The sequence below is a fragment of the Tissierella pigra genome (assembly GCF_009695605.1).
Taxonomy (GTDB): Bacteria; Bacillota; Clostridia; order Tissierellales; family Tissierellaceae; genus Tissierella; species Tissierella pigra.
Window position 1 is genome coordinate 1 of record NZ_VUNQ01000001.1, and the last position, 23,612, is coordinate 23,612.

24 protein-coding genes are annotated in these 23,612 nt (G+C 29.8%); 22 read left to right on the plus strand and 2 right to left on the minus strand.

Translation table 11 applies throughout. The features are described from left to right. Window positions 1-475: IS91 family transposase (locus FYJ83_RS00005; protein WP_195837871.1), on the minus strand; the 475-nt coding region annotated here is incomplete at its 3' end. 208 nt (window positions 476-683) lie between these two features. Here FYJ83_RS00005 and FYJ83_RS00010 point away from each other — a divergent pair. The 20 genes from FYJ83_RS00010 to sigK all read left to right on the plus strand — a co-directional run bounded on the left by FYJ83_RS00010 (window position 684) and on the right by sigK (window position 20,153). Beyond that, complete coding sequence (locus FYJ83_RS00010) at window positions 684-1,112, plus strand: RrF2 family transcriptional regulator (protein ID WP_154437840.1); 429 nt, start codon at window positions 684-686, stop codon at window positions 1,110-1,112. Window positions 1,113-1,129: 17 nt separating this feature from the next. After that, window positions 1,130-2,308 (plus strand): cysteine desulfurase NifS, encoded by a 1,179-nt coding sequence (nifS, locus tag FYJ83_RS00015; RefSeq protein ID WP_154437842.1) that lies wholly within the window; start codon window positions 1,130-1,132, stop codon window positions 2,306-2,308. Then, on the plus strand, window positions 2,308-2,745 hold the full coding sequence (gene nifU / locus FYJ83_RS00020) for a Fe-S cluster assembly scaffold protein NifU (protein WP_154437844.1): 438 nt from the start codon (window positions 2,308-2,310) through the stop codon (window positions 2,743-2,745). The genes nifS and nifU overlap by 1 nt, the downstream gene beginning before the upstream one ends. Window positions 2,746-2,831: 86 nt before the next feature. Next, window positions 2,832-3,008, plus strand: a complete 177-nt coding sequence (locus FYJ83_RS00025; protein ID WP_154437846.1) for a hypothetical protein — start codon at window positions 2,832-2,834, stop codon at window positions 3,006-3,008. Window positions 3,009-3,049: 41 nt separating this feature from the next. Then, window positions 3,050-4,249: an AI-2E family transporter gene (locus tag FYJ83_RS00030; protein ID WP_154437848.1), complete on the plus strand. Its 1,200-nt coding sequence runs from the start codon at window positions 3,050-3,052 to the stop codon at window positions 4,247-4,249. Window positions 4,250-4,388: 139 nt separating this feature from the next. Next, window positions 4,389-7,022: an alanine--tRNA ligase gene (gene alaS, locus FYJ83_RS00035; RefSeq protein ID WP_154437850.1), complete on the plus strand. Its 2,634-nt coding sequence runs from the start codon at window positions 4,389-4,391 to the stop codon at window positions 7,020-7,022. A gap of 169 nt (window positions 7,023-7,191) precedes the next feature. Continuing rightward, window positions 7,192-7,446 carry an IreB family regulatory phosphoprotein gene (locus tag FYJ83_RS00040; protein WP_326828268.1) on the plus strand — a complete coding sequence of 85 codons (255 nt, stop codon included), beginning with the start codon at window positions 7,192-7,194 and terminating at the stop codon, window positions 7,444-7,446. Between the two features lie 22 nt (window positions 7,447-7,468). After that, window positions 7,469-9,511, plus strand: a complete 2,043-nt coding sequence (locus FYJ83_RS00045) for an alkaline phosphatase family protein (RefSeq protein WP_154437854.1) — start codon at window positions 7,469-7,471, stop codon at window positions 9,509-9,511. A 1-nt stretch (window position 9,512) separates the two neighbouring features. Then, the gene (locus FYJ83_RS00050; RefSeq protein ID WP_326828269.1) at window positions 9,513-10,469 is read left to right on the plus strand and encodes an aldo/keto reductase; all 957 of its coding nucleotides are present in this window, start codon (window positions 9,513-9,515) and stop codon (window positions 10,467-10,469) included. Between the two features lie 14 nt (window positions 10,470-10,483). Beyond that, complete coding sequence (gene ruvX, locus FYJ83_RS00055) at window positions 10,484-10,903, plus strand: Holliday junction resolvase RuvX (protein ID WP_154437858.1); 420 nt, start codon at window positions 10,484-10,486, stop codon at window positions 10,901-10,903. A 1-nt stretch (window position 10,904) separates the two neighbouring features. After that, a complete protein-coding gene (locus tag FYJ83_RS00060; RefSeq protein WP_154437860.1) occupies window positions 10,905-11,156 on the plus strand; it encodes a DUF1292 domain-containing protein in 252 nt (83 codons plus the stop codon). A 58-nt stretch (window positions 11,157-11,214) separates the two neighbouring features. Beyond that, on the plus strand, window positions 11,215-11,661 hold the full coding sequence (locus tag FYJ83_RS00065; RefSeq protein ID WP_154437862.1) for a Fur family transcriptional regulator: 447 nt from the start codon (window positions 11,215-11,217) through the stop codon (window positions 11,659-11,661). 84 nt (window positions 11,662-11,745) lie between these two features. Then, the gene (locus FYJ83_RS00070; protein WP_216585202.1) at window positions 11,746-13,407 is read left to right on the plus strand and encodes a ribonuclease J; all 1,662 of its coding nucleotides are present in this window, start codon (window positions 11,746-11,748) and stop codon (window positions 13,405-13,407) included. A 155-nt stretch (window positions 13,408-13,562) separates the two neighbouring features. Then, complete coding sequence (locus FYJ83_RS00075) at window positions 13,563-14,054, plus strand: QueT transporter family protein (protein WP_154437864.1); 492 nt, start codon at window positions 13,563-13,565, stop codon at window positions 14,052-14,054. Between the two features lie 74 nt (window positions 14,055-14,128). After that, window positions 14,129-15,169 (plus strand): endolytic transglycosylase MltG, encoded by a 1,041-nt coding sequence (gene mltG, locus FYJ83_RS00080; protein WP_154437866.1) that lies wholly within the window; start codon window positions 14,129-14,131, stop codon window positions 15,167-15,169. A gap of 6 nt (window positions 15,170-15,175) precedes the next feature. Continuing rightward, window positions 15,176-15,832 (plus strand): O-methyltransferase, encoded by a 657-nt coding sequence (locus tag FYJ83_RS00085; RefSeq protein WP_229768440.1) that lies wholly within the window; start codon window positions 15,176-15,178, stop codon window positions 15,830-15,832. A gap of 4 nt (window positions 15,833-15,836) precedes the next feature. Further along, window positions 15,837-17,066 carry a peptidase U32 family protein gene (locus tag FYJ83_RS00090; protein ID WP_154437870.1) on the plus strand — a complete coding sequence of 410 codons (1,230 nt, stop codon included), beginning with the start codon at window positions 15,837-15,839 and terminating at the stop codon, window positions 17,064-17,066. A gap of 4 nt (window positions 17,067-17,070) precedes the next feature. After that, window positions 17,071-17,691: a uridine kinase gene (udk, locus tag FYJ83_RS00095; RefSeq protein WP_154437872.1), complete on the plus strand. Its 621-nt coding sequence runs from the start codon at window positions 17,071-17,073 to the stop codon at window positions 17,689-17,691. 48 nt (window positions 17,692-17,739) lie between these two features. Continuing rightward, window positions 17,740-19,392, plus strand: coding sequence for a peptidoglycan D,D-transpeptidase FtsI family protein (locus tag FYJ83_RS00100; protein ID WP_154437874.1), 1,653 nt, complete (start codon window positions 17,740-17,742; stop codon window positions 19,390-19,392). 59 nt (window positions 19,393-19,451) lie between these two features. After that, window positions 19,452-20,153 carry an RNA polymerase sporulation sigma factor SigK gene (gene sigK / locus FYJ83_RS00105; RefSeq protein WP_216585200.1) on the plus strand — a complete coding sequence of 234 codons (702 nt, stop codon included), beginning with the start codon at window positions 19,452-19,454 and terminating at the stop codon, window positions 20,151-20,153. A gap of 43 nt (window positions 20,154-20,196) precedes the next feature. On the opposite strand, the gene FYJ83_RS00110 is transcribed toward sigK, so the two are convergent. Further along, entirely contained in the window at window positions 20,197-20,865 is a 669-nt protein-coding gene (locus FYJ83_RS00110; RefSeq protein WP_195837872.1) for a YhcN/YlaJ family sporulation lipoprotein, read from the minus strand. A gap of 184 nt (window positions 20,866-21,049) precedes the next feature. Between FYJ83_RS00110 and aroE the strand changes: the two genes are divergently transcribed. Then, entirely contained in the window at window positions 21,050-21,907 is an 858-nt protein-coding gene (gene aroE, locus FYJ83_RS00115) for a shikimate dehydrogenase (protein ID WP_154437877.1), read from the plus strand. Window positions 21,908-21,924: 17 nt separating this feature from the next. Continuing rightward, complete coding sequence (locus FYJ83_RS00120; protein ID WP_154437879.1) at window positions 21,925-23,607, plus strand: GspE/PulE family protein; 1,683 nt, start codon at window positions 21,925-21,927, stop codon at window positions 23,605-23,607. Window positions 23,608-23,612 lie beyond the last annotated feature (5 nt).

The following is a 23,612-nucleotide window of genomic DNA, read 5'->3' on the forward strand; positions in this document are numbered from 1 at the left end:
GATTCCATTTTAAATCCCGTCCAAAAGTGTGCATAGTAGAGATAATACCAGGTTTAAAATTCTCAGATTTATTAAGCTTAGAAAACCAAGTAAGAATAGTGTCGGCACTAGCTTTAAAGAGTAAATGTAGTAAATTCCTGTCTTTACGAAAGAAGATACGAAGTTCTTCTGGAATGGTAAAAACAATATGTCTATGTTTACAATTAATAAGCTTGGAAGAAATCTTAGAGGCACGATCTTGAATATATTTAGCACCACAAGAATTACAAAACCTGCTCTTACAAGTAAAATAAACATGTTTGAATTTACCACAATGGTCGCAATGATAAAGAGCATGACCCATAGAAGGGTCACCACATTTAATGATTTTATCAACATTTTTTAAGACAGCAGGACGAAGGGGATATCCTTGCAAGACAAAGGCATCCCAATGGTCCAAAAAAACATCTTTTATTTTAATAGAAGAACTGCTCATATTATCACCAATTTATTTATACCAAAAATAAATAGAATATTAACATGAGCAGAAAAATTTAATTTTCAAATCGAAGTATAGTACGCAAATATTTAACGCGTCGTAGACGCTCTTTTTATGATATATGAATGTTGACAAAAATACTAGGTTATAATATACTTATAATAAATACCAAGTGAACTAGTGGGGATTAAAAAGAGGTGAAAAGATGAAGCTTTCTACAAGAGGAAGATATGGGCTAAAGTCAATGTTTCAGTTATCTTTATACTATGGTAATGGACCCATAGCTTTGAAACAAATTGCTGATGAACAAAATCTATCTGAAAACTATTTAGAACAACTTTTCTCCACTCTTAAAAAAGAAGGATTAATAAATAGTGTTAGGGGTGCACAAGGTGGGTACATGTTATCAAAGGAGCCTAAAGAGATTACCGTAGGGCAAATATTAAGAGTATTAGAAGGGAATATGGCACCATCAGATTGTGTAATGGGTGATGAACATGAATGTTCTAGAGAAGATAGATGTGTGACTAAACAGGTGTGGGTAAGGATAAAAGATAGTATAGATGAAGTCATAGACTCTATTACTTTGCAAGATATGATAGATGATGAAAATAAACTAAATGGAAAAGAATAGGTATAGGAGGAAAACAGATGGATAAATATATATATATGGATAATGCAGCTACTACTCCAGTAAAGAAAGAAGTCTTAGATGAAATGATACCATATTTTACTGAGAAATATGGTAACCCGTCATCAGTATATTCTCTAGGTTCCATATCAAAAAGAGCTATGGAAGATTCAAGAGAGAAGATTGCGAAAATAATAAATGCAGATAAAAGAGAAATGTTTTTTACAGGTGGTGGATCTGAAGCTGACAACTGGGCAATAAAAGGTATTGCTTATGGAAACAAACAAAAAGGAAACCATATAATAACTACTAAAATTGAACACCATGCAGTATTACATACTTGCGATTATTTACAAAAAAATGGATTTGACATAACTTATCTAGATGTAGACGAATATGGTATGATAAGTTTAGATGAACTAAAAGAGGCAATAACAGATAGAACAATACTTATATCTATTATGTTTGCAAACAATGAAATAGGAACTATTCAACCTATTAAAGAAATAGGAGAAATAGCTAAAGAAAGAAAAATATATTTCCACACTGATGCTGTTCAAGCCATTGGAAATATAAAAATAGATGTAAAAGAATTAAATATAGATTTAATGTCCATATCAGCTCACAAATTCTATGGACCAAAAGGCATAGGAGCATTATACATTAAGCAAGGAGTAAAAATCGATCCTCTTATATCTGGTGGAGGACAGGAAAGAAATAGAAGAGCAGGTACAGAAAATGTAGCAGCTATAGTAGGAATGGGTAAAGCTATAGAACTAGCATATGAAGATTTAGAAGAGCATAATGACAGGTTAACTAAACTAAGAGATAGTTTAATTAAAAAAATAGAAGATAATATTCCTTATGTAAGATTAAATGGTCATCCAACTAAAAGATTACCTGGAAATGTAAATATTTGTTTTAGATTTATTGAAGGAGAATCGTTACTTCTTAGTTTAGATATGGAAAAAATAGCTGGTTCTAGTGGTTCAGCTTGTACTTCTGGATCTTTAGATCCATCTCATGTACTTTTAGCTATTGGACTTCCTCATGAAATCGCTCATGGTTCTTTGAGATTAAGCTTAGGTGACTTCAATACTGAAGAAGAAATTGATTTTGTAGTAGAGAAGCTTGTAAAAATAGTAGATAGACTAAGACAAATGTCACCATTATACGAAAAGATAAAGGAGGAACAATAATGTATTCAGAAAAAGTAATGGAACATTTTCAAAATCCACGAAATGTAGGAGAAATATTAAATGCAGATGGAGTAGGAGAAGTAGGAAATGCAAAATGTGGAGATATAATGAAAATGTATCTTAAAATAGAAGATGGTGTAATTGAAGATGTTAAATTTAAAACCTTTGGTTGTGGCTCTGCCATAGCATCTTCCAGTATGGCTACAGAGTTGATTAAAGGAAAAACTATAGAAGAAGCTATGAATTTAACAAATAAAGCAGTGGCAGAAGCCCTAGATGGACTACCACCAGTTAAAATGCACTGTTCGGTTTTAGCAGAACAAGCTATTAAATCTGCTTTGTTAGATTATTCGAAAAAAAATAATATTCATATTGATGGATTAGAAGATATAAATTTTGATGATGACCATCATGCACATGAGTTAGAAGAACTATAAAATAATATTGGATAAATTTGATAGAATTATTATCTCCTTTTAGTGGAAAGATATAATATGTAAATGACTATAAAGGAGATGATATAATGTTTAACAGTAGAAATAAATATAATAATGGAGCTTTTTGGGGAACTATTATAGGAACATCTATAGGTATAATAATAAGTAATCAAATGACTCCAATGAATAGAAAAAAGATGATGAGATCTACTAAAAAAATGAGTTCCAATTTAATAGATGGAATGAATAACTTGTGGAAATAGGCGGCTATTGCTGCCTTTTACCACTCAAAGGGGTGTATATTATGTTAGATTATTATCAGCCTGGTTTTTTTACTAAAATATTTTGGAGTCTATTAGTAATATTACTTATGTTAGTTATCTATTATTTAATCAATATAGGAAATAAATTTGTGCCAGATAGAAAAAAGATTAGCATAAATGATAAAAAAATTCTTCCTATATTATTAGGAATTATATTTTTATTTTTATTTTTTAATTTAATTAACAAATATCAAATATTATCAGATACTTTTTATACTATAATTTTTTCTGCAATATTAGCATATCTATTTAATCCAATAATTAATTACCTAGAAAAGAAAAAAATAAACAGAGGTCTAGGTGTTCTAATACTATACATAATGATAATATGTATGTTTTTAATTGTAGCTTTTTTAGTAGTTCCAAGATCTGGTACTGAACTTAAAAAATTAGTTACAAATATGCCTATATATTTAGAAAAGGCTTCATTTTTAATGGATGAAATTTATAATAAATATTATTCAACTTTAGGAGATTTGCCACCTTTATTCCAAGGAATTCAACAAGTAGTTATGGAAAACATAGTTGGATTGGAACATATGATTACAGGTACTATTAAGAGCTTTATTGGGGGAGTAGCAAATACCTTTTCAAAAATTGTTAGTTTAATATTGACTCCAATACTTACATTCTACTTTTTAGTAGATAAAAACTATTTTAAAGAAAAACTTATGTTGTTTATCCCAAAAAAACACAGAAAAGAATGTACTAAATTATTTATTCAAATAGACGATTCTTTATCTAAATTCGTTAGAGGAAAAATAATTATGGCAATTTATGTGGGAGTTGCCACATCTATAGTTTTACTTTTTATGAGGATTGACTTTGCTTTAGTTATTGGATTTATTACGGGGGTAGCAGATATAATTCCTTATATAGGACCATTCCTAGGTTTTGCTCCAGCAGTATTCTTTGCTTACCTGGATAATCCAATAAAAGCTTTATGGGTAGGATTGTTTTTCTTATTTATTCAATGGGCAGAAAATAATATATTAGCTCCTAAGATAATAGGAGAATCAACAGGAATACATCCTTTGATAATACTAGTTTCCATAATAATTGGAGGAGGGATATTTGGAGTACTTGGAATGATTTTAGCAGTTCCTTTTGTTGCAATATTGTTTATTCTAATTACCTTTATAAGAGAAAAGTTTAAAAAATCTCCAAGGGTTCAGAAATAGATAGTATTTATTGACAAAGACAAGATATTAAATTATAATCCAAATATATCAAAGAGAGAATATCGTCCCTCTACAGGGGCGATTTTTTATAATGAATATAGAAAGTTCTATTTCAAAATTCTATAAAGAGGTGTATATAATGAAAAAAATTGGACTACATGAAATAAGAAAAGAATTTTTAGACTTTTTTAGGGAAAAAGAACATTTAGTTGCACCTAGTTTTTCCCTTGTACCTAAAAATGATAAATCTTTACTATTAATTGGAGCTGGTATGGCTCCATTAAAAAAATATTTTACAGGAGAACAAACACCACCTAATAAAAGAATGGCCACTTGTCAAAAATGTATTAGAACAGGTGATATAGATAATGTAGGTAAAACTGATAGACATGCAACTTTCTTTGAAATGCTAGGTAACTTTTCCTTTGGAGACTATTTCAAAAAAGAAGCTACTGCATGGGCGTGGGAATTTTTAAACAAAAGAATGGAAATTCCAGAAGAAAATTTATGGGTAACAATATATGAAGATGATGATGAGGCTTTTGAAATATGGAATAAAGATGTTGGCGTTTCAGCTGAAAGAATAGTTAGATTGGGAAAAGAAGATAACTTTTGGGAATTGGAAGTAGGACCATCAGGACCTTGTTCAGAAATATATGTAGATAGAGGACAAAAGCATGGCTGTGGATGTCCAGACTGTAAACCAGGATGTGAATGTGATAGATTTATTGAGGTATGGAATTTAGTATTTACTCAATTCGATAAGGATGAAAAGGGAGTGTACCATCCATTACCTAAGCCAAATATAGATACAGGTATGGGACTTGAGAGGATTACCTGTGTAATGGAAGGTGCAAAGACTATATTTGATATTGAAGCCATTAGAGAAATATTAAGAAAAGTAGAAGAAGTTGCGGAAGTTGATTATGGGAAGGATCCTAAAAAAGATGAATCCATAAGAGTAATTACAGATCATACAAGAGCTATGACTTTTCTAGTATCGGATGGAGTACTGCCTAGTAATGAAGGAAGAGGTTATGTACTTAGAAGACTGATTCGTAGGGCAGCAAGACATGGTAAACTTTTAGGTATAGAAAAAGCTTTCTTGAGTTCTGTAGTAGAGGTTTTAATCAACTCATGGCAAATAGAGTATCCAGATTTAAAAACAAGAGAAGAACAGATTAAGAAGATAATTAAGGCAGAAGAAGACAAATTCCAAGAGACTATTCATCAAGGATTATCAATATTGGAAGGTTATATTGAAGAAATAAAAAATAAAGATGCGAAAGTGTTAAGTGGAGAAAAAGCATTTAAATTATATGATACTTATGGTTTCCCGTTGGATTTAACAAAAGAAATTCTTGAGGAAAAATCATTAGAGGTAGACGAAGAAGAATTCAATAGGAATATGGAAGAACAAAGAAATAGAGCAAGACGTGCTAGAGAAGAAGGAGATAGTGGATGGTCAAGTAACAGTGAAGAAGATATATTTGGAAATTTAAAAACCATATTTAGAGGTTATGAAAAGATAAATATTGTATCGGAAGTAACTGGATTATTTTCTAATAATGAAAAAGTAGAAAGTCTGACTGTCGATGAAGAAGGGATAATCATATTAAACGAATCCCCTTTCTATGGAGAGTCTGGAGGACAATTGGGAGACACAGGAATTATAGAAAGTTCTAACTTTAAAGCTAAAGTATTAGATACTAAACATTCAGGAGAGCATTTAATTCATATAATAAAGATAATAGAGGGAGAAGCAAGAGTAGGAGATAAAGTAATAGCCAACGTAGATGAAAATAGAAGGAACTCCATTAGAAGAAACCACTCAGCAACCCATCTTCTTCATAGAGCATTAAAAGATGTACTAGGTGAACATGTTAATCAAGCAGGTTCCATTGTAATGCCCAATAGATTAAGGTTTGACTTTACTCACTTTGAAGGAGTAACACAAGAAGAACTGAAAGAAATTGAAAAAATAGTCAACTCTAAAATCTTAGATAGCCTAGAAGTAGTTACTATAGAGACATCTTTAACTAAGGCTCAAGAAATGGGAGTTGTAGGATTATTTGAAGATAAATATAAAGATGAAGTAAGAGTTTTAAAAATTGGGAACTATTCACAAGAGTTATGTGGGGGAACTCATGTATTTAATACTGCAAATATAGGGATGTTCAAAATAGTTTCAGAATCAAGTATTGCTTCAGGAGTAAGAAGAATAGAGGCCATAACTGGCGAAGCTGTATATAATTATTTAAACCAAGTAGAAAATGAAATAGATGAAATAGCTATTATGTTAAAGGCTAATAAAAATAATCTATTGGACAAAGTTAAAGTCCTAACTGAAGATATAAAAGATAAAGAAAAAGAAATAGAATCTCTTAAAGGTAAAATGGCATCATCTATTGCAGATAAAATATTATCAATGAAGGTGGAAATAGAGGGAATATCATTAATTGCTGAAAAAGTAGATAATTTAGATATGAACGGTTTAAGAAACTTAGGCGATGAAATAAGAAATCGATTAGGAACAGGAGTAGTAGTTCTTGGAAGTGTGAAAAATGATAAACTTTCTTTTATAGCAATGGTAACAAAAGATTTAACAAATAAGGGAATCCATGCTGGAAACATAATAAAAGAAGTTGCAGGTAGAACTGGAGGCGGTGGCGGAGGCAAACCAGATATGGCCCAAGCTGGTGGTAAGGATATTACTAAAATAGGGGAAGCTTTAGCCATAGTTCCTGATTTAATTCGTTCTCAAATAAAATAATGAATGAAATAAATATTAGTCTATGACTAATATTTATTTCTTATAAAGATATAGAAAAACTTTGGATTTATATTTATATATAATTTTTAATATAGTACTGTAATAGAAACTTTCTTTATTACCAAAGTATAATATGTGGTATAATAATAGTATAATAGGGGGTGTTTGTGTGAATAATAATTTAAATGAAACTATGAAGTTTGAAGTACCAAAGGATAAACAAAGCTCAGTAAGAAATATAATTTTATCTGTATTTTCATCTTTGGAGGAAAAAGGATATGATCCAGTTAATCAGATAATTGGCTATATGCTATCAGGAGATCCATCCTATATTACTAGTCACAACAATGCCAGATCCACCATATGTAGTATAGAAAGAGATGAATTATTAGAAGAATTGTTGAGAACTTACTTGAAGAATTAAGGATTTCTAAGGGAGAATTAATGTGAAAGTAAGAAAGCTTTTATTATTTTTTATATTGCTTATAATTATAATACCGAGTATATCTTTTGGGGCTAAGGATAATAAAAAAGTATATTTAATAGTAGTAAATAAACTTACCTTAAAAGATATAGAAACTATGGAAAAATTAAAGGATATAATAAAAGAAGGAAGTATTGGACTAATGAATACTAGAGGTACTTCAGGATATAGCGGTGCCGAAAGCTTTCTTACAATTAATTCTTCAGAAAAGTCTTATGCAAACTATAGTAGTATTGATTTTAAAACTATGGACGATGGTAAAATAGTAAATCGTTCTTTTAGTAGATTGATTAATTTAAATGAAAATAATAAATATACACCTTATTTAGGTGCAATTGGCGATAATTTACATAGTAAAGGGCTTAAAACAGCCATATATGGAAATAGCAATTTAGAAGATATGCAATTAAACACTTCAGCCTTAATCCCCATGGATTCTAGAGGTTTGATTGATTATGGAAATATAGATAATATAACTATTGAAACTGAGGACTATCCATTTCTTATAAAAACAGATTATAGCAAAATGTTAAAGGAAGTTGAAAATAGCCTTGGAGATTTAATTGTCGTAGATACAGGAGATATAGAGAGAATTTATAGATATAAAGATTATGTATCTAATGAAGAATTTAAAATGATACGAAAAGAGATCTTATTAGATATAGATAGGTTTATTGAAAACTTAATTAAAGGTTTAAGTAAAGAAAATTCTTTTGTTATAATTACAAGTCCTAATAGTGGGGATATGACAATTGATAGTAATAGTAAATTGTCTCCGATTATACTTTGGGGAAATGGAGTAGAAAATGGAACGTTAACATCTCAAACAACTAAAAAGGACAATATAGTTTCTAATATAGATATTGGTCCAACTATTATGGATTTTTTCGGAGCATCTACAGACAATATGTCTGGAAATAAAATTAACTCAATTAGGAAAAATATAAAATTAATAGATCTTATGAAAGAAAACAATCAAATTAATACTGTATCTAAGGTAAGATATAATACATTATATTATTATGGGTTATTTTCCATGATATCTCTGGGAATAGTAATTATTTTGATTGTTGTCAAGGTCAAGCTTTCAGAGGTGGCTAAAAAATATATTAAGGTATTATTTGGAATGGTAATTATTTTACCTACCGTTTTTAATTTTCTATCTATACTTAGACTAGAAAGTGTTTATAGTTTTACTTTGTTTTTATTATTATTTATATTGGTTTCTATATTTATTTTATGGTTAACTAAAAAAAGCAGTAATCAAATTATGTATATTAGCGGAGTTTCTATTTTTATAATAATTTCTGATTTGATTTTTAAGGGAAATATAATCAAATATTCAGTTTTATCCTATGATCCAACAATAGGGGCTAGGTACTATGGTATAGGAAATGAAATGGTGGGCTTTTTTTTAGGATCTATAACTATCTTTTCCATAAATATATTGAGAAAATATAAGAGAAAGATAATACCACTGATATTATTGATTTTAGGTACCATATTAGTTGGACATCCAAGATACGGTGCCAATGTTGGTGGAACTATGGCCTTTATAATGGCTTTAGTTTTTTATATTATGGAAATATTCAATAAGGAATTAAATATAAAAAGGTTATTAATTTCTTTACTGTTAATAGTATTTTTAGTTTTCGTAATGGGTTATATAGATATTAAGATTAACTCAAATACCACTCATTTAGGAAATACATTGTTACTTGTTAGAAAAAATGGATTATATTATTTAAGGAATGTAATCTTTAGAAAAATTCTTATGAATATAAAATTAGTAGGTAATTCTTTTTGGACGTATTTATTGTTAATAAATATGACTTTTCATAGTGTTATATTTGGCAACAGAAAAGATAATACTGATTGGATGGGTAGAGTAGCAGGAATAGCAGGAGCTATAGGTGGTTTTTTATTAAATGACTCAGGACTAATTTTAACTGCCATATGTATGAATTTAATCAGCACAGAGTTATATTTAGATTATATAGAGTAAGGTGAAACAATTGAAAAAAGTAAATTTAGGAAATACAGGTATTGAAGTATCAAAGCTATGCTTTGGTTCTCTTACTATGACTCCTTTTCAAGCTAATTTAACAATAAAGGAAGGAGCTTACTTAATAGAATATGCTTATAATAAAGGGATTAACTTTATTGATACGGCGGAAATCTATGAGAATTATAAATATATAAAAGAAGCTTTAAAGAATATAAATAGAGAGGATTATCATATAGCAACAAAAACTTATGCTTATACAAAAGAACTTGCACAAGAAAGTTTGGAACTGGCTTTAAATGAATTAGGAACTGATTATATAGATGTTTTTTTATTACATGAACAAGAAAGTATTCATACTGTAAAAGGTCATTTTGAAGCTATAGAATATTTCTTAAGACAAAAAGAAAAAGGGAAAATTAGAGCTATAGGAATATCAACTCATAAGGTAGCAGGTGCACAAGCAGTAAGGGAAGTAAAGGAATTAGAAATTATCCACCCAATAATTAATAAATATGGCATTGGCATACAGGATGGTACTGTAGAGGATATGTTAAGAGAATTAGAGATAATTCATAATATGGGTAAAGGAATTTATGGAATGAAGCCTTTAGGTGGGGGACATTTAATAAAGGATGTGGAAAATGCCTTTAACTTTGTTAAAGATATTCCATATATAGATTCCATAGCTATAGGAATGCAGTCAATAGATGAAATAGATGCTAATATTTATCTGTTGGAAAATGGATTTATTCCTGAAGATTTAAAGGCTAACCTAAGAACCAAGAAAAGAAAGTTAATAATTGCAGACTATTGTTTAGGCTGCGGTAATTGTGTTAAAAGATGTAATCAAAATGGTATAGAGATAATAGATGGAGTAGCGACTCCAAATGAAAATTGCATTCTATGCGGATATTGTGCAAAGGTATGTCCTGAGTTTTGTATAAAAGTAATTTAATATAGGAGAGATTAATGGAAAGAATAATGGGTTTAGATGTTGGAGATAAGACTATAGGGGTTTCAGTATCGGATTTATTGCAGATAACAGCTCAAGGTGTAACTACCATTAGAAGAGAAAGCAAAGAAAAGGATTTTAAAGCTTTAGAGGATTTAATAAAGGAATATAATATTAAAAAAGTCGTAGTAGGTCTGCCTAAGAATATGAATGGAACTTTAGGGCCACAAGGCGAAAAGACTATGAAGTTTGCTGAAAAACTTAAAAATAAATTTCATATTCAAATCATATATGAAGATGAAAGATTAACTACTATGGCAGCCGAAAAGCTTTTAATTGAAGGAGACGTAAGACGTGAAAAAAGAAAAGGTGTAATAGATAAAGTTGCAGCAAACTTTATATTACAGACTTACTTAGATAGACAAGGGAGGATATAATATGCAAGAAAAAATAGTATTATTAGATGAGGATGGAAAGCCACAGGAGTTCGTTATATTAGCAACTTTTGGACTAGACGATGACGATTATGCAGCTTTAATGCCAGCTGATAATATAGATAGTCCAACTTATATTTTAAGAATGGAAAGAGATGATGATGGGGATTTAATCTTAGTTGGAATAGATGATGATGAAGAATTAGAAGATGCAATAGAAGCTTATGAAGATATGCAGAAAGAAAATCTTCAATAGTTGACAAATATGGGAAATAATAGTATTGTTAATTTAAGATTATAGTCGGGTGAATAAAATGGATATTAATATAAATGCTATAAAAGGAAAACTTCAAAATGAAGGATATAAACTTACAACTCAAAGAAGAGCTATATTGAACGTAATGATAGACAATTCCGAAGAACATTTGAGTCCTGAGGAAGTATATAATATTGTCAAAAAGGAATATCCGGATTTAGGTATTGCCACTGTATATAGAACTTTACAGTTGTTTGAAAAATTAAATATAATTTGTAAATTAAATTTTGATGATGGATGCAGTAGATATGAATTAAGTACAGATTCTGAAGGACATCATCACCATCATTTAATATGTTTAAGTTGCGGTAAGGTTATAGAGGTAAAGCTTGATCTTTTAGAAGCTTTAGAGGAGGAAATAGAGAAAGAAGGGCAGTTTACTATAGTAGATCATAATGTAAAATTTTATGGACATTGTAGTGAGTGTAAAAATAAATCCCTATAGGGATTTATTTTTTCGGAAAATCTTATTTTACGAGACTATAAATTAGAAAAATGGAAAAAATAAAGATAGAAGAGGAGTGATTCGGTGCGAAAACCAAATAAATTAAAAGTTATTCCCTTAGGAGGACTAGGGGAAGTTGGAAAAAACATTACTGCAATTGAATATAAAGAAGATATAATTCTAATAGATTGTGGAATGACCTTCCCAGAAGATGAAATGTTGGGAATTGATGTTGTTATTCCCGATATAACTTATATCTTGAAGAACAAAGAAAAAATAAGAGCTATAGTTTTAACTCACGGTCATGAGGATCATATTGGTGCTTTACCATATGTTCTAAATAAAATAAATATACCTATTTATGGAACCAAATTGACTTTAGGACTAGTTGAAACTAAACTGAAAGAACATAAGCTAGATAATGTAAATATGAATATAGTAAAGCATGGTGAAACCATAAAGTTAGGAGTATTCGATGTTGAATTCATAAAAACAGGTCATAGTATACCAGATAGTGCGGCTTTAGCTATTCATACTCCAATAGGAGTAGTGGTTCATACTGGAGACTTTAAAATAGACTATACTCCAATAGATGGTGATGTAATAGACCTAAATCGTTTTGCAGAGTTGGGAAATCAAGGAGTACTACTGCTTATGTCAGATAGTACTAACGCAGAAAGACCAGGCTATACTATGAGTGAAAGAACAGTAGGTAATACTTTTAGAGAAATATTTTTAAATCATAAACATAGAATCTTAGTTGCTACTTTTGCCTCCAATGTTCATAGAATACAACAGATAATACATGCCTCTGAAGAGAATAGCAGAAAGGTAGTTTTATCTGGTAGATCCATGATAAATACCATAGGAGTAGCATTGGAGCTAGGCTATCTTCATATGAAGGAAGGTACTTTAATAGATATAAATGATATGAATAAATATCCAAGTAATGAAATTACAATAATTACTACAGGCAGCCAAGGAGAACCTATGTCAGCATTATCTAGAATAGCATCAGGAGAACATAAAAAAGTTCAAATTCAGCCTGAAGACTTGGTTATAATCTCTGCTACACCTATACCAGGAAATGAAAAAACAGTTTCTAGAGTAATAAATAATTTGGTGGAAAAAGGGACAGAAGTCATATTTGAATCCTTAGCAGATGTTCACGTATCGGGTCATGCTTGTCAAGAAGAGTTAAAACTAATGCAGACTTTAGTTAAACCAAAATATTTTATACCTGTACATGGTGAATTTAGGCATCTTAAAAAGCATGCAGAAATAGCTGAAACATTAGGGACTCCACCAGAAAATATATTTATTTTAAGTAATGGTGAAATAATGGAATTCACTAAAGATACAGCAGAAATAGGTGGGAATGTACAATCAGGAAATATTTTAGTAGATGGACTAGGAGTTGGCGATGTAGGGAATATCGTTCTTAGAGATAGAAAACATTTATCAGAAGATGGTTTAATAGTAGTTGTAGTTACTATTAGCAAGAAAGAAGGTACTATACTGGCGGGCCCAGATATTATCTCTCGTGGATTTGTATATGTAAGAGAATCAGAAGATTTAATGGAAGAAGCTAGAACAGTAGTGAGAGCAGTCCTTGAAGATTGTGAAAAGAAAAAAATAACAGATTGGGCAACATTAAAATCAAATATCCGTGATACTTTAAGAAATCATTTATATGGAAAGATTAAAAGAAATCCTATGATATTGCCGATTATAATGGAAGTATAATAAAAAACCCTGGTATAGATTTATGCCAGGGTTTTTGATATAATAATATGCGAACAAAGTTCCCAATTATAAATTGTAAATCTTTAATTAAATTTTCTATTATATTAACCATGAAATAGAAGTGTATATATTCATTATATAAAGAAGGAGGAAATATGAATACAAGATTTTTAACCAAAGCAAGTTTAATTGCGGCAATATATATAGTGCTAGTTCTAATTCAAATGCTACCAATGCCTTTAGTTAATTTAACTTTTGGTGCAATACAGCTTAGAATAGCAGAAGGATTGACCTTGTTGCCATTAGTAGAATCAGCAGCCATTCCAGGAGTATTTGTTGGATGTTTATTGGCTAATTTACTTCTGGCACCCTATACAGGATTTGGATTAGTAGATATATTGGGGGGCAGTTTAGTTACACTTATTGCAGCTTATATAACCTCTAAAATGAAAAACAAAGTAATGGCAATGGTTCCTCCAATAGTATTAAATGGATTAATTGTATCAATTTGGGTATCATACTATACAAGCGTACCATATTTAGTTACAGCATTAGGTATAGGGGGAGGAGAGTTATTATCAGTAGCAATTTTTGGAACTTTAATTTTATCGGTATACAAGAAGGCAGCTAATTTGAAAGAATATTAAAGATAGTTAATAGGTTCAATTTTATTAGAAGATTTTAGAGCTATTACTGACCAAAAAAGGGAGTTGTTATAGAAATGGAGAAGGCTAAAATGAGGAAATCAAGGAAACGAAGATTTTCTATATTTATATTATTTATAGTTTTATTAGTAAGTGGAGTTTTTATGAACAATTATTATAAGGAAGGGCTAAAGGCAATGAATCCAGACGACCCTTCAGATGTATTAGTGGTTATTCCATCTTCTAGTTCAGTTAATACTATAAGTAATATATTGTATGAAAATAAGCTTATAAAAAATCCGATTATATTTAAGATTAAAGTAAAGACAAGCAATACAGCTAGTACTCTTAAAGCAGGAGAGTACAACCTATCTACAGATATGGATTTAGATACTATAATAAGTAAACTAGTAAAAGGTGGTAAGGATAGAAATACAGTAAGATTTACTATACCAGAAGGTTATGAATTAGAACAAATGGCTGAGAAATTGGCCAAAGAAGGAATAATAGATAAAGATAGATTTATACAGCTATCCAGTGATAAAAAGAATTTTGAAGAAGAATTTTCATTTCTGAAGCAATTGGAAAAAGGCCAAAGCTTGGAGGGGTTCTTATTTCCATCAACTTATGAAATATTTACAGGTACAAAAGAAGAAGAGATTATAGGGAAAATGCTTCATGAATTTGAAAAGATATATGAAAAGGACTTAGAATCAAAGCTTACAGAGCTGAATATGACTTTGAATGAAGCCGTTACATTGGCTTCCATAGTAGAAAGAGAAGGTAAAGTCGATGAAGAAAGACCATTGATGTCAGCAGTATTTCTTAATAGAATAGAGAAAGGCATGATGTTACAGTCCTGTGCCACAGTACAATATGTTTTAGGAGAAAGAAAAGAAGTGTTAAGTAATGCAGATACAAGAATAGACTCACCTTATAACACTTATATCAACGAAGGATTACCTCCAGGACCAATAGCTTCTCCAGGGGAAGAATCCCTTGTAGCAGCAGTAAATCCAGCAGATGTAGATTATTTATTTTTTGTGCTGACAGGTAATGGAACCCATACTTTTACAAAGACTTATGAAGAACATTTACAAGCTAAACCAAAGAAATAAAAGAGGATGGTTAAATTGAATCAAATTAATGAAGAATATATAGAAGATTATATAAGAAGCCTATTACCTAAGAACAATCAAAACTTGCAGATAATGGAGAAGTATGCATCTGATTATCATGTTCCCATAGTACAACCAGAAGTGGCTCAGTTACTAAAACTTCTATTAAAAATGAAAAAACCAAAAAATATACTAGAGGTAGGTACAGCCATAGGCTATTCTACCCTTATAATGGCAGAAGCAACGGAAGGTAAAGCAAATATAACTACAATAGAAAGAAGAAAAGACATGATAGAATTGGCTATAGAAAATATATCCAATACCATCTATAAAGATAATATTGAAATACTAGAGGGAAATGCAGAAGATGTATTGCTTACATTAGATAAAAAATATGACTTTATTTTTCTAGATGCTGCTAAAGGTCAATATATGGATTTTTTTAATAAATGTATTAAATACTTAAATAGTGATGGAATTATTGTATCAGATAATGTACTCTATAAAGGTATGGTTGCAACAGATACTTTAGTTGTTAGAAGAAAGAAAACCATAGTAAAAAGGCTTAGAGCATTTCTGCAATATATAAATCAGATAGAAGGCTATACATCAAGTACTATACCTATAGGAGATGGAGTAGCCATAACATATAGAGAGGAGTAATATTTTGGATAAAATTGAATTACTGGCACCAGCAGGAGATTTAGAAAAATTAAAAATGGCTATTAGATATGGGGCAGATGCAGTATATCTAGGGGGAGAAAGTTTTGGACTAAGAAGGGCATCTAAAAACTTTTCCATTGAACAAATTGAAGAAGGTATAAAATTTGCCCATGAAAGAGGAAAAAAAGTATATATTACTTTAAATATAGTACCCCACGATAAAGATATGGAAGGGCTGGAAGAATACGTTACAAAGCTTTATGAAATAAAGGCAGATGCAGTTATAGTATCTGATGTAGGTATGTACTCAGTAATTAAAAGAACAGTACCAGAACTGCCTATTCACATAAGTACTCAAGCATCAGTAACAAACTATGAAACTATAATGTTTTGGTATAATTTAGGAGTAAGAAGAGTTGTTCTGGCACGTGAATTATCTTTCGAAGAAATAAAAAGTTTAACTAACAGGATTCCAGAGGATTTAGAAATAGAGGCATTTGTTCATGGGGCTATGTGTATGTCATATTCAGGAAGATGTTTAATTAGCAATTACATGACAGGAAGAGATGCTAATAGAGGAGATTGTGCTCATCCATGCAGGTATAAATATGCCCTTGTGGAAGAAAAAAGACCTGGAGAATATTTCCCAGTATTTGAAGATGAAGATGGAACATTTATAATGAACTCTAAAGATCTTTGTATGATAGAACATATAGATAAAGTAGTGAACTCAGGAATTAAAAGTTTTAAAATAGAAGGAAGAGTTAAATCTGCATATTATGTAGCTACAGTTATTAGAGCTTATAGAATAGTAATAGATGAATACTATAAAGACCCTGAAAATTATATATTTGATAATAAATGGCTTAAAGAAATTAAAAAAGCAAGTCATAGAGATTTTACAACAGGATTTTATTTTGGTAAACCGACCCATGAAGCACAAGTATATTCAACATCTTCTTATGTAAGAGGATATGATTTTATAGGAATGATATTAGATTATAATGAGGAAACTAAGATTGCTACAATAGAACAAAGAAATAGAATATTTAAAGGTGAAGAAATAGAAATTTTTGGTCCTTATAAAGAATTTTTCACTCAAACTATTGAAAAGATGTGGGATGAGAATATGAATGAAATAGAAGTAGCTCCTCATCCACAACAAATAGTTAAAATTCTAATGAAAAATCCAGTAGAGGCCATGGATATGATTAGAAAAGAGAAGGAGGATTAAGGCTTTGAAAAGACCATTACTTATAGGAATCACTGGAGGGACAGGCTCTGGAAAATCTACTGTGTCCAAGGAGATATTTAAATCTATCCACGAAAAGAAAATTGCCATAATAGAACAAGATTCTTACTATAAGGATCAATCTCACTTAACCTTTGAAGAAAGAGTAAATACAAATTACGATCATCCTTTTGCTTTTGACAATCAACTACTTATCAAGCAATTAAAAGATTTATTAAACAATAAGGCTATTGAAAAACCTATTTATGATTTCGAGAGACATACAAGAAAAAAAGAAACTGAAATAGTAGAACCAAAGGATATAATTATCTTAGAGGGTATTTTAATACTATCTGAAGAAGAGATAAGAAATCTTTTGGATATTAAAATTTTTGTAGATACAGACTCAGATGTACGAGTTATTAGAAGAATATTAAGGGATATTAAAGATAGAGGACGTACTTTAGATTCAGTAATTCTGCAATATATGGAGACAGTAAGACCAGCTCACTTACAGTTTATAGAACCAACTAAAAGATATGCCGATATTATAATACCAGAAGGTGGGTACAATAAAGTTGCTATAGATATAATAGTGGGAAAAATTGAATCCATATTAAATAATTAATAAATAATCTTCCTAAAAGTGGAAACACTATTTTAGGGAGGTTTTTTTATGGCTAGGGAAATTAGAAATATGATTAGTTCAAGAGTAAAAGGTTTTTATTTTATTTCATTTATAATATTTTTAGGGCTTATAGGACGACTATATTACATTCAGGTATATGATAATGAAGAGCTTAAATTTCAAAGCTTAAAACAAAGAAGCACAGAGATAAGCCTAATATCTAAAAGAGGAACTATTTATGATAGAAATGGCATTCCTATAACCAATAGAGAGAGTACCAAAACATTAGTAGCACCCAGAGAGGAAATTAAAAGCAACAAAGAAATATATGAAAAAGTAAGGAAAAATACCTTATTATCCTTAATGGAAATAGAAGAAATATTGAATAGTAAAAACAAGTTGATTCAAATTCCTTTGAAAAGAGAAATAGATATATCAAATAATCATAATATGTTTATAGTAGATATTACAGATAGATATTCTAAAGATAATATATTATCCCATGTAATTGGATACGTTAATAAAGCAGAAAATAGAGGAGAGTCTGGTATAGAAAAGGTATATGATGAGTTTTTAAATAAAAATAATAAAGAATCTTTATTTGTAGAATACGATAAATTTAGATCTCTAATATTAGGTGGTTCTCACTATGCAGATAATGCTATATCTTCAGAAGAGCCTTCAGCAGTAAGATTGACTATAGATTATAATATTCAAAAGAAATTGGAAGAAATATTAGAATCAAGTTCCATAAAGGGATCTGTAATAGTGGCAGATGCTAAAACTTCTGAAATATTAGCAATGGGAAGTCGACCAAATTTCAACCCAAACTATATGGAAGAGTATTTCTCCAGAGATGATATGGCTTTATATAATAAGGCAATTCAAGTATCTTATCCCCCAGGGTCTATTTTTAAAATAGTAGTATTATTGGCAGCTTTAGAAGAAGATCCTAACTTTATAAACAGAGAATTTTATTGTAACGGACGTGAAGAGTTAGGTAAATTGGTTATAAATTGTAATAATCTTGGAGGTCATGGAAATATATCATTGAAGGATGGATTTGCAAAATCATGTAATTCAGTTTTTATTCAAATAGGAAAGAAAATTGGTGCTAAAAAAATCATGGATATGGCAAAAACTTTGGGATTTGGTGAAAAGGTGGGAATAGGACTTATAGAAGAGGTAAAAGGAATACTACCAGAAGGAGAAGAATTACTAGGTCCAGTTATAGGGAATATTTCCATAGGCCAAGGCAAGATAGAAACCACACCTTTACAGATTACTAATATGATGGCAACTATTGCCAATAATGGACTTCAAAAGGATATGACTATAATTCAAGGTGTAACAAATAAAGATGGTAGAATTATAAAGGCATATAATACCATAGACGATTTAAAAATAATAAGTAGTAAATCATCTAAGACAGTTAAAACTCTGTTAGAAGAAGTAGTAAATACAGGTACAGCAAAAAATATTGATTCAGAATACTTAGGTGGTGTAGCAGGTAAAACTGGTTCAGCAGAAGGAACCCTAAATGGTAAAGCTACTATATATGGTTGGTTTTCAGGATATTTTCCTACAGATAATCCAGAGTATATAATTACTGTATTAGTAGAAGAAGCCAATTCAGGTTCTAAATCTGCATTGCCCATATTTGAAAAGATTTCTAAAGAGATTGTAGATCTAAATAGATAGGACTAGCAAGAAATTATACTTCCAATCATATAATTATATATGAAATGGGGGTGTAATAAGTGAAAAATTGGATTCTATTAATTCTTAGCATAATATCAAAACCCTTTGTAATACTTTGTGGATATATGATTAATTCCAATTCTTTTCCAAAGCCATTATCTAGAGAAGAAGAGGAAAAATATTTAGATCTTTATGCTAAAGGTGATGAGAATGCAAGAAATATATTAATAGAAAGAAATTTAAGATTGGTAGCACATATAGTGAAAAAATACAATAATACTGGAAAGGATACAGAGGATCTAATTTCAATTGGTACTATAGGTTTAATAAAAGGAATATCAACCTACGATCCATCGAAAGGTGTACGATTAGCTACATATTCTGCCAGATGTATCGAAAATGAAATATTAATGACCATAAGATCAACTAAAAAAACAAAGGCAGAAATATCTATGCATGGTCCAATAGGTACAGATAAAGAAGGAAATGAAATTAATCTATTAGACATTCTTGGTTCAGATCCTGATGAAATATTAGATGAAGTACATTTAAAACTACAAGTTAAAAAATTATATAAAGCCATAAATGAAGTTTTAAAAGATAGAGAAAAGGCAATTATAGAACTAAGATATGGTTTAATAGATGGTGTATGTAAGACACAAAGAGAAATTGCAGTAATATTAGGAATATCTAGATCCTATGTATCAAGAATCGAAACAAGAGCTTTAAATAAATTGAATAAAGCTTTAGTAGATAAATAAATTAATCCAGGTAATTTTATGCCTGGATTAATTTATTATCTTGTTATCTTACAGGAGCAGTTATTCTGTTAATTATATCTTTTATTTCATTAGTAAAACCAGTTATAGGGTGTCCATTGTCATAAATATCTGTACTCATAGTTCTTATTCTACCATAAAGAATAGGGTCAGATGTTACAGATACAGTTTTTATATTTTTATCAGCTACTTTAACAGCAGCTTCTACTTTTTGCCTTAAATTATTACTTATAGCATTGGTAGCACTGTTACTTACATCACAGCCGACTATAGCAGTGTTATCATGTATTATTACAGAAGCATCATTTACTTCTGGTAATGCAGCTACTCTTTTAGCTATAGCATTAGCTCTACTGGACATATTATTAGTATTTGTATCTGTTATCATAGTTTGATTTCTTAAACTATCATAATTCATTGGAGTATTAGCAAGATTGTTATTATTTAAACCAGTATTGTTTCTTACCATACCATTACTTAAGTTGTTATTTCTAACTACACCATCATTTACATTAGTATTTAATCTACCTTTAGTGTTTAATCCAGTGTTATCCATCCAACGATTATTAACATTTCCATTTAATCTAGCTTGGGTAGACATGTTTCTATAATTTGTATTCTTAGCACCACAACCAGCTACTGTTATTGCTATAATTAAACTTAATCCTAATAATTTGAATTTATTATTTTTCAAATTCATCCACCTCCTAAGAATAGTTTGAACCATAAACAAATTTTTATTTAGGCTAGTTTTTATACAATTTGTAAAATGTCACCATAATTAGATATTAGTACTTTTTTTACTGAATAAACAGACAATTAAAGTAGAACAAAGGAAAAAACTATGATATAATAAATCAAATTAATAGGAGGCGAATATGGAAATCACTTATAATACCAAATTATATTCACTAATAGGAAATCCAATTGATAAATCTTTATCTCCCATCATACACAATAATATTTTTAAAAATTTAAAACAAAATAATATATATTTAGCTTTTAACATAAATCAGGAAAATTTAAAATCTACAATCGAGGGATTTAAAGCTATGAATGTTGGAGGGTTCAATGTAACTATTCCTTATAAAAAATCAATTATTAAATATTTAGATGATTTATCTACTGAAGCTAAAATAATAGGGGCTATTAATACTGTAAAAAATAAAAATGGAAAGTTTATAGGATATAATACAGACGGAGAAGGATTTCTACAAACTTTTTATAATAACAATATATCTATAAAAGATAAAAACTGTTTGATTTTAGGTGCAGGCGGTGCAGCCTATGGTATAGGAAGCACACTGGCTATGCATAAAGTAAAGAGTATATATATTGCAAATAGAACTTTAGAAAGTGCTATTAAATTGGAAAAAAATATAAAAAATATAGATAAGAGTATTTTCACACAAATATTTGACCTAAACCTACAAGGTTTACATAAAGAAAATATTCATATTATTATTAATACCACAAATATTGGAATGTATCCTTTAGAAAATATGGCGCCAGTGGAATTAAATGGATTTTCTAAAAATACTATAGTCTATGACATAATATATAAGCCTAAAGAAACTAAACTAATAAAAGAAGCTGAAAGTAAGGGAATGATAACCTTTAATGGTTTATCTATGCTCTTAAATCAAGCTATACTAAGTCAGAAAATTTGGAGTAACGGAAATTTAGAAATAGGACATAAAGAATTAGAAGAAATAGAAAAAAAATTAAATATATAAAATCCAAAGGTGATAAAATGGTAAAAAAAAGATTAAAGCTGGGCGAACTTTTACTATACTCTGGAAAAATAACTGAAAAACAATTGAAAGACTCCTTAGATATTCAAAATAAGTCAGGAAAAAAGTTAGGAGAAATTCTAGTAGAGGAAAAGTTTATTACAGAAGATGAAATTATTGAAATATTAGAATTTCAATTGGGAATTCCTCATATAGATTTGAACAAATATGATATAAATAAATCAGTAGTTACATTAATCCCGGAATCTGTAGTAAGGAGATATGAGCTTATAGCAATAGATAAAAAGGATAATACAATAATAGTAGCCATGGTAGATCCATTAAATATATTTGCATTAGACGATGTAAAGATCTTTGTGAAATCAGAGATTCAACCAGTTATATCCACTAGAGATAACATTTTAAAAGCAATAGATAGGTTTTATAGTAAAGAGTCTACGAAAAAAGTGGTTGAAGAATTTGAAGAAAGTTTTCTACCTATTAATACAGATGATTTGGAGGATTCAGAACTATTAGAGGTAACTGCTGCACCAATAGTCAGACTTTTAAACTCACTTATTGAACAAGCAGTGAGAGAAAAAGCAAGTGATATACATATAGAACCCTATGCCAATGATGTAAGGGTAAGATTTCGGATAGATGGAGATTTAAGAGAAATAACTACATTGAATAAAACTAGTCATTCAGGAATAATTACAAGAATAAAGATTATTGGAAAAATGAATATAGCAGAAAAAAGAATACCTCAAGATGGTAGAGTAGAGGCTAAAATAAATGGAAAAGAAATAGATATGAGAATATCTACATTGCCTACAGTATATGGAGAAAAAATTGTAATTAGGCTTCTTGATAGAACCAATTTTATGTTTACAAAGGAAAATATAGGATTTAGTAAAAGAGATTTAGAAATTTTTGATAAGATACTAACTCAACCATATGGAATGATTTTAGTTACAGGACCGACTGGTAGTGGCAAGACTACGACTCTATATACAATATTACAACAGTTAAATAAAATAGAAAAAAATATAATTACTATAGAGGACCCCGTAGAATATAAGCTAAGTGGCATAAATCAAGTACAAATAAATCAAAAAACAGGTCTTACATTTGCATCAGGTCTTAGATCTGTTCTTAGACAAGACCCTGATATAGTAATGGTAGGAGAAATTAGAGATTCTGAAACAGCAGAAATAGCTATTAGGGCTGCAATTACAGGACATCTTGTACTTTCTACACTACATACTAATGATAGTCCATCTACTATTTTAAGACTGCTAGATATGGGAATAGAACCATATTTAGCATCATCAGCAATTATAGGTGTAGTATCTCAAAGACTAATTAAATTACTTTGTCCAAAGTGTAAAAGATCATATGAGGCAAGTCATATAGAAAAAACAGTTTTAGGAGTAAATATGAATGAAAAGCTAATATTGAATGAAGCTGTAGGATGTAGTTCTTGTAACAATGGATATAAAGGAAGAAGAGCAATACATGAATTGATGCCAGTAAATGAAGAAATCAGATATTTAATAGATAATAATACTAATATAGACGAATTGAGAAATAAAGCCATAGAAAATGGTATGGCTACACTTTTACAATCAGCAGCTAATTTAGTCATAAATGGCGATACTTCCTATGAAGAAGTACTAAGAGTAGGATTTACATTGGGATAGGAGAG

Excerpts from the sequence above, each read along its gene's own strand:
- alaS (WP_154437850.1), top strand. The coding sequence starts at position 4,389 with ATGAAAAAAATTGGACTACATGAAATAAGAAAAGAATTTTTAGACTTT.
- FYJ83_RS00025 (WP_154437846.1), top strand. The coding sequence starts at position 2,832 with ATGTTTAACAGTAGAAATAAATATAATAATGGAGCTTTTTGGGGAACT.
- aroE (WP_154437877.1), top strand. The coding sequence starts at position 21,050 with ATGGAAATCACTTATAATACCAAATTATATTCACTAATAGGAAATCCA.
- FYJ83_RS00010 (WP_154437840.1), top strand. The coding sequence starts at position 684 with ATGAAGCTTTCTACAAGAGGAAGATATGGGCTAAAGTCAATGTTTCAG.
- ruvX (WP_154437858.1), top strand. The coding sequence starts at position 10,484 with ATGGAAAGAATAATGGGTTTAGATGTTGGAGATAAGACTATAGGGGTT.
- FYJ83_RS00085 (WP_229768440.1), top strand. The coding sequence starts at position 15,176 with ATGGTTAAATTGAATCAAATTAATGAAGAATATATAGAAGATTATATA.
- mltG (WP_154437866.1), top strand. The coding sequence starts at position 14,129 with ATGGAGAAGGCTAAAATGAGGAAATCAAGGAAACGAAGATTTTCTATA.
- FYJ83_RS00030 (WP_154437848.1), top strand. The coding sequence starts at position 3,050 with ATGTTAGATTATTATCAGCCTGGTTTTTTTACTAAAATATTTTGGAGT.
- FYJ83_RS00065 (WP_154437862.1), top strand. The coding sequence starts at position 11,215 with ATGGATATTAATATAAATGCTATAAAAGGAAAACTTCAAAATGAAGGA.
- FYJ83_RS00075 (WP_154437864.1), top strand. The coding sequence starts at position 13,563 with ATGAATACAAGATTTTTAACCAAAGCAAGTTTAATTGCGGCAATATAT.
- nifS (WP_154437842.1), top strand. The coding sequence starts at position 1,130 with ATGGATAAATATATATATATGGATAATGCAGCTACTACTCCAGTAAAG.
- FYJ83_RS00100 (WP_154437874.1), top strand. The coding sequence starts at position 17,740 with ATGGCTAGGGAAATTAGAAATATGATTAGTTCAAGAGTAAAAGGTTTT.
- FYJ83_RS00120 (WP_154437879.1), top strand. The coding sequence starts at position 21,925 with ATGGTAAAAAAAAGATTAAAGCTGGGCGAACTTTTACTATACTCTGGA.
- FYJ83_RS00060 (WP_154437860.1), top strand. The coding sequence starts at position 10,905 with ATGCAAGAAAAAATAGTATTATTAGATGAGGATGGAAAGCCACAGGAG.
- nifU (WP_154437844.1), top strand. The coding sequence starts at position 2,308 with ATGTATTCAGAAAAAGTAATGGAACATTTTCAAAATCCACGAAATGTA.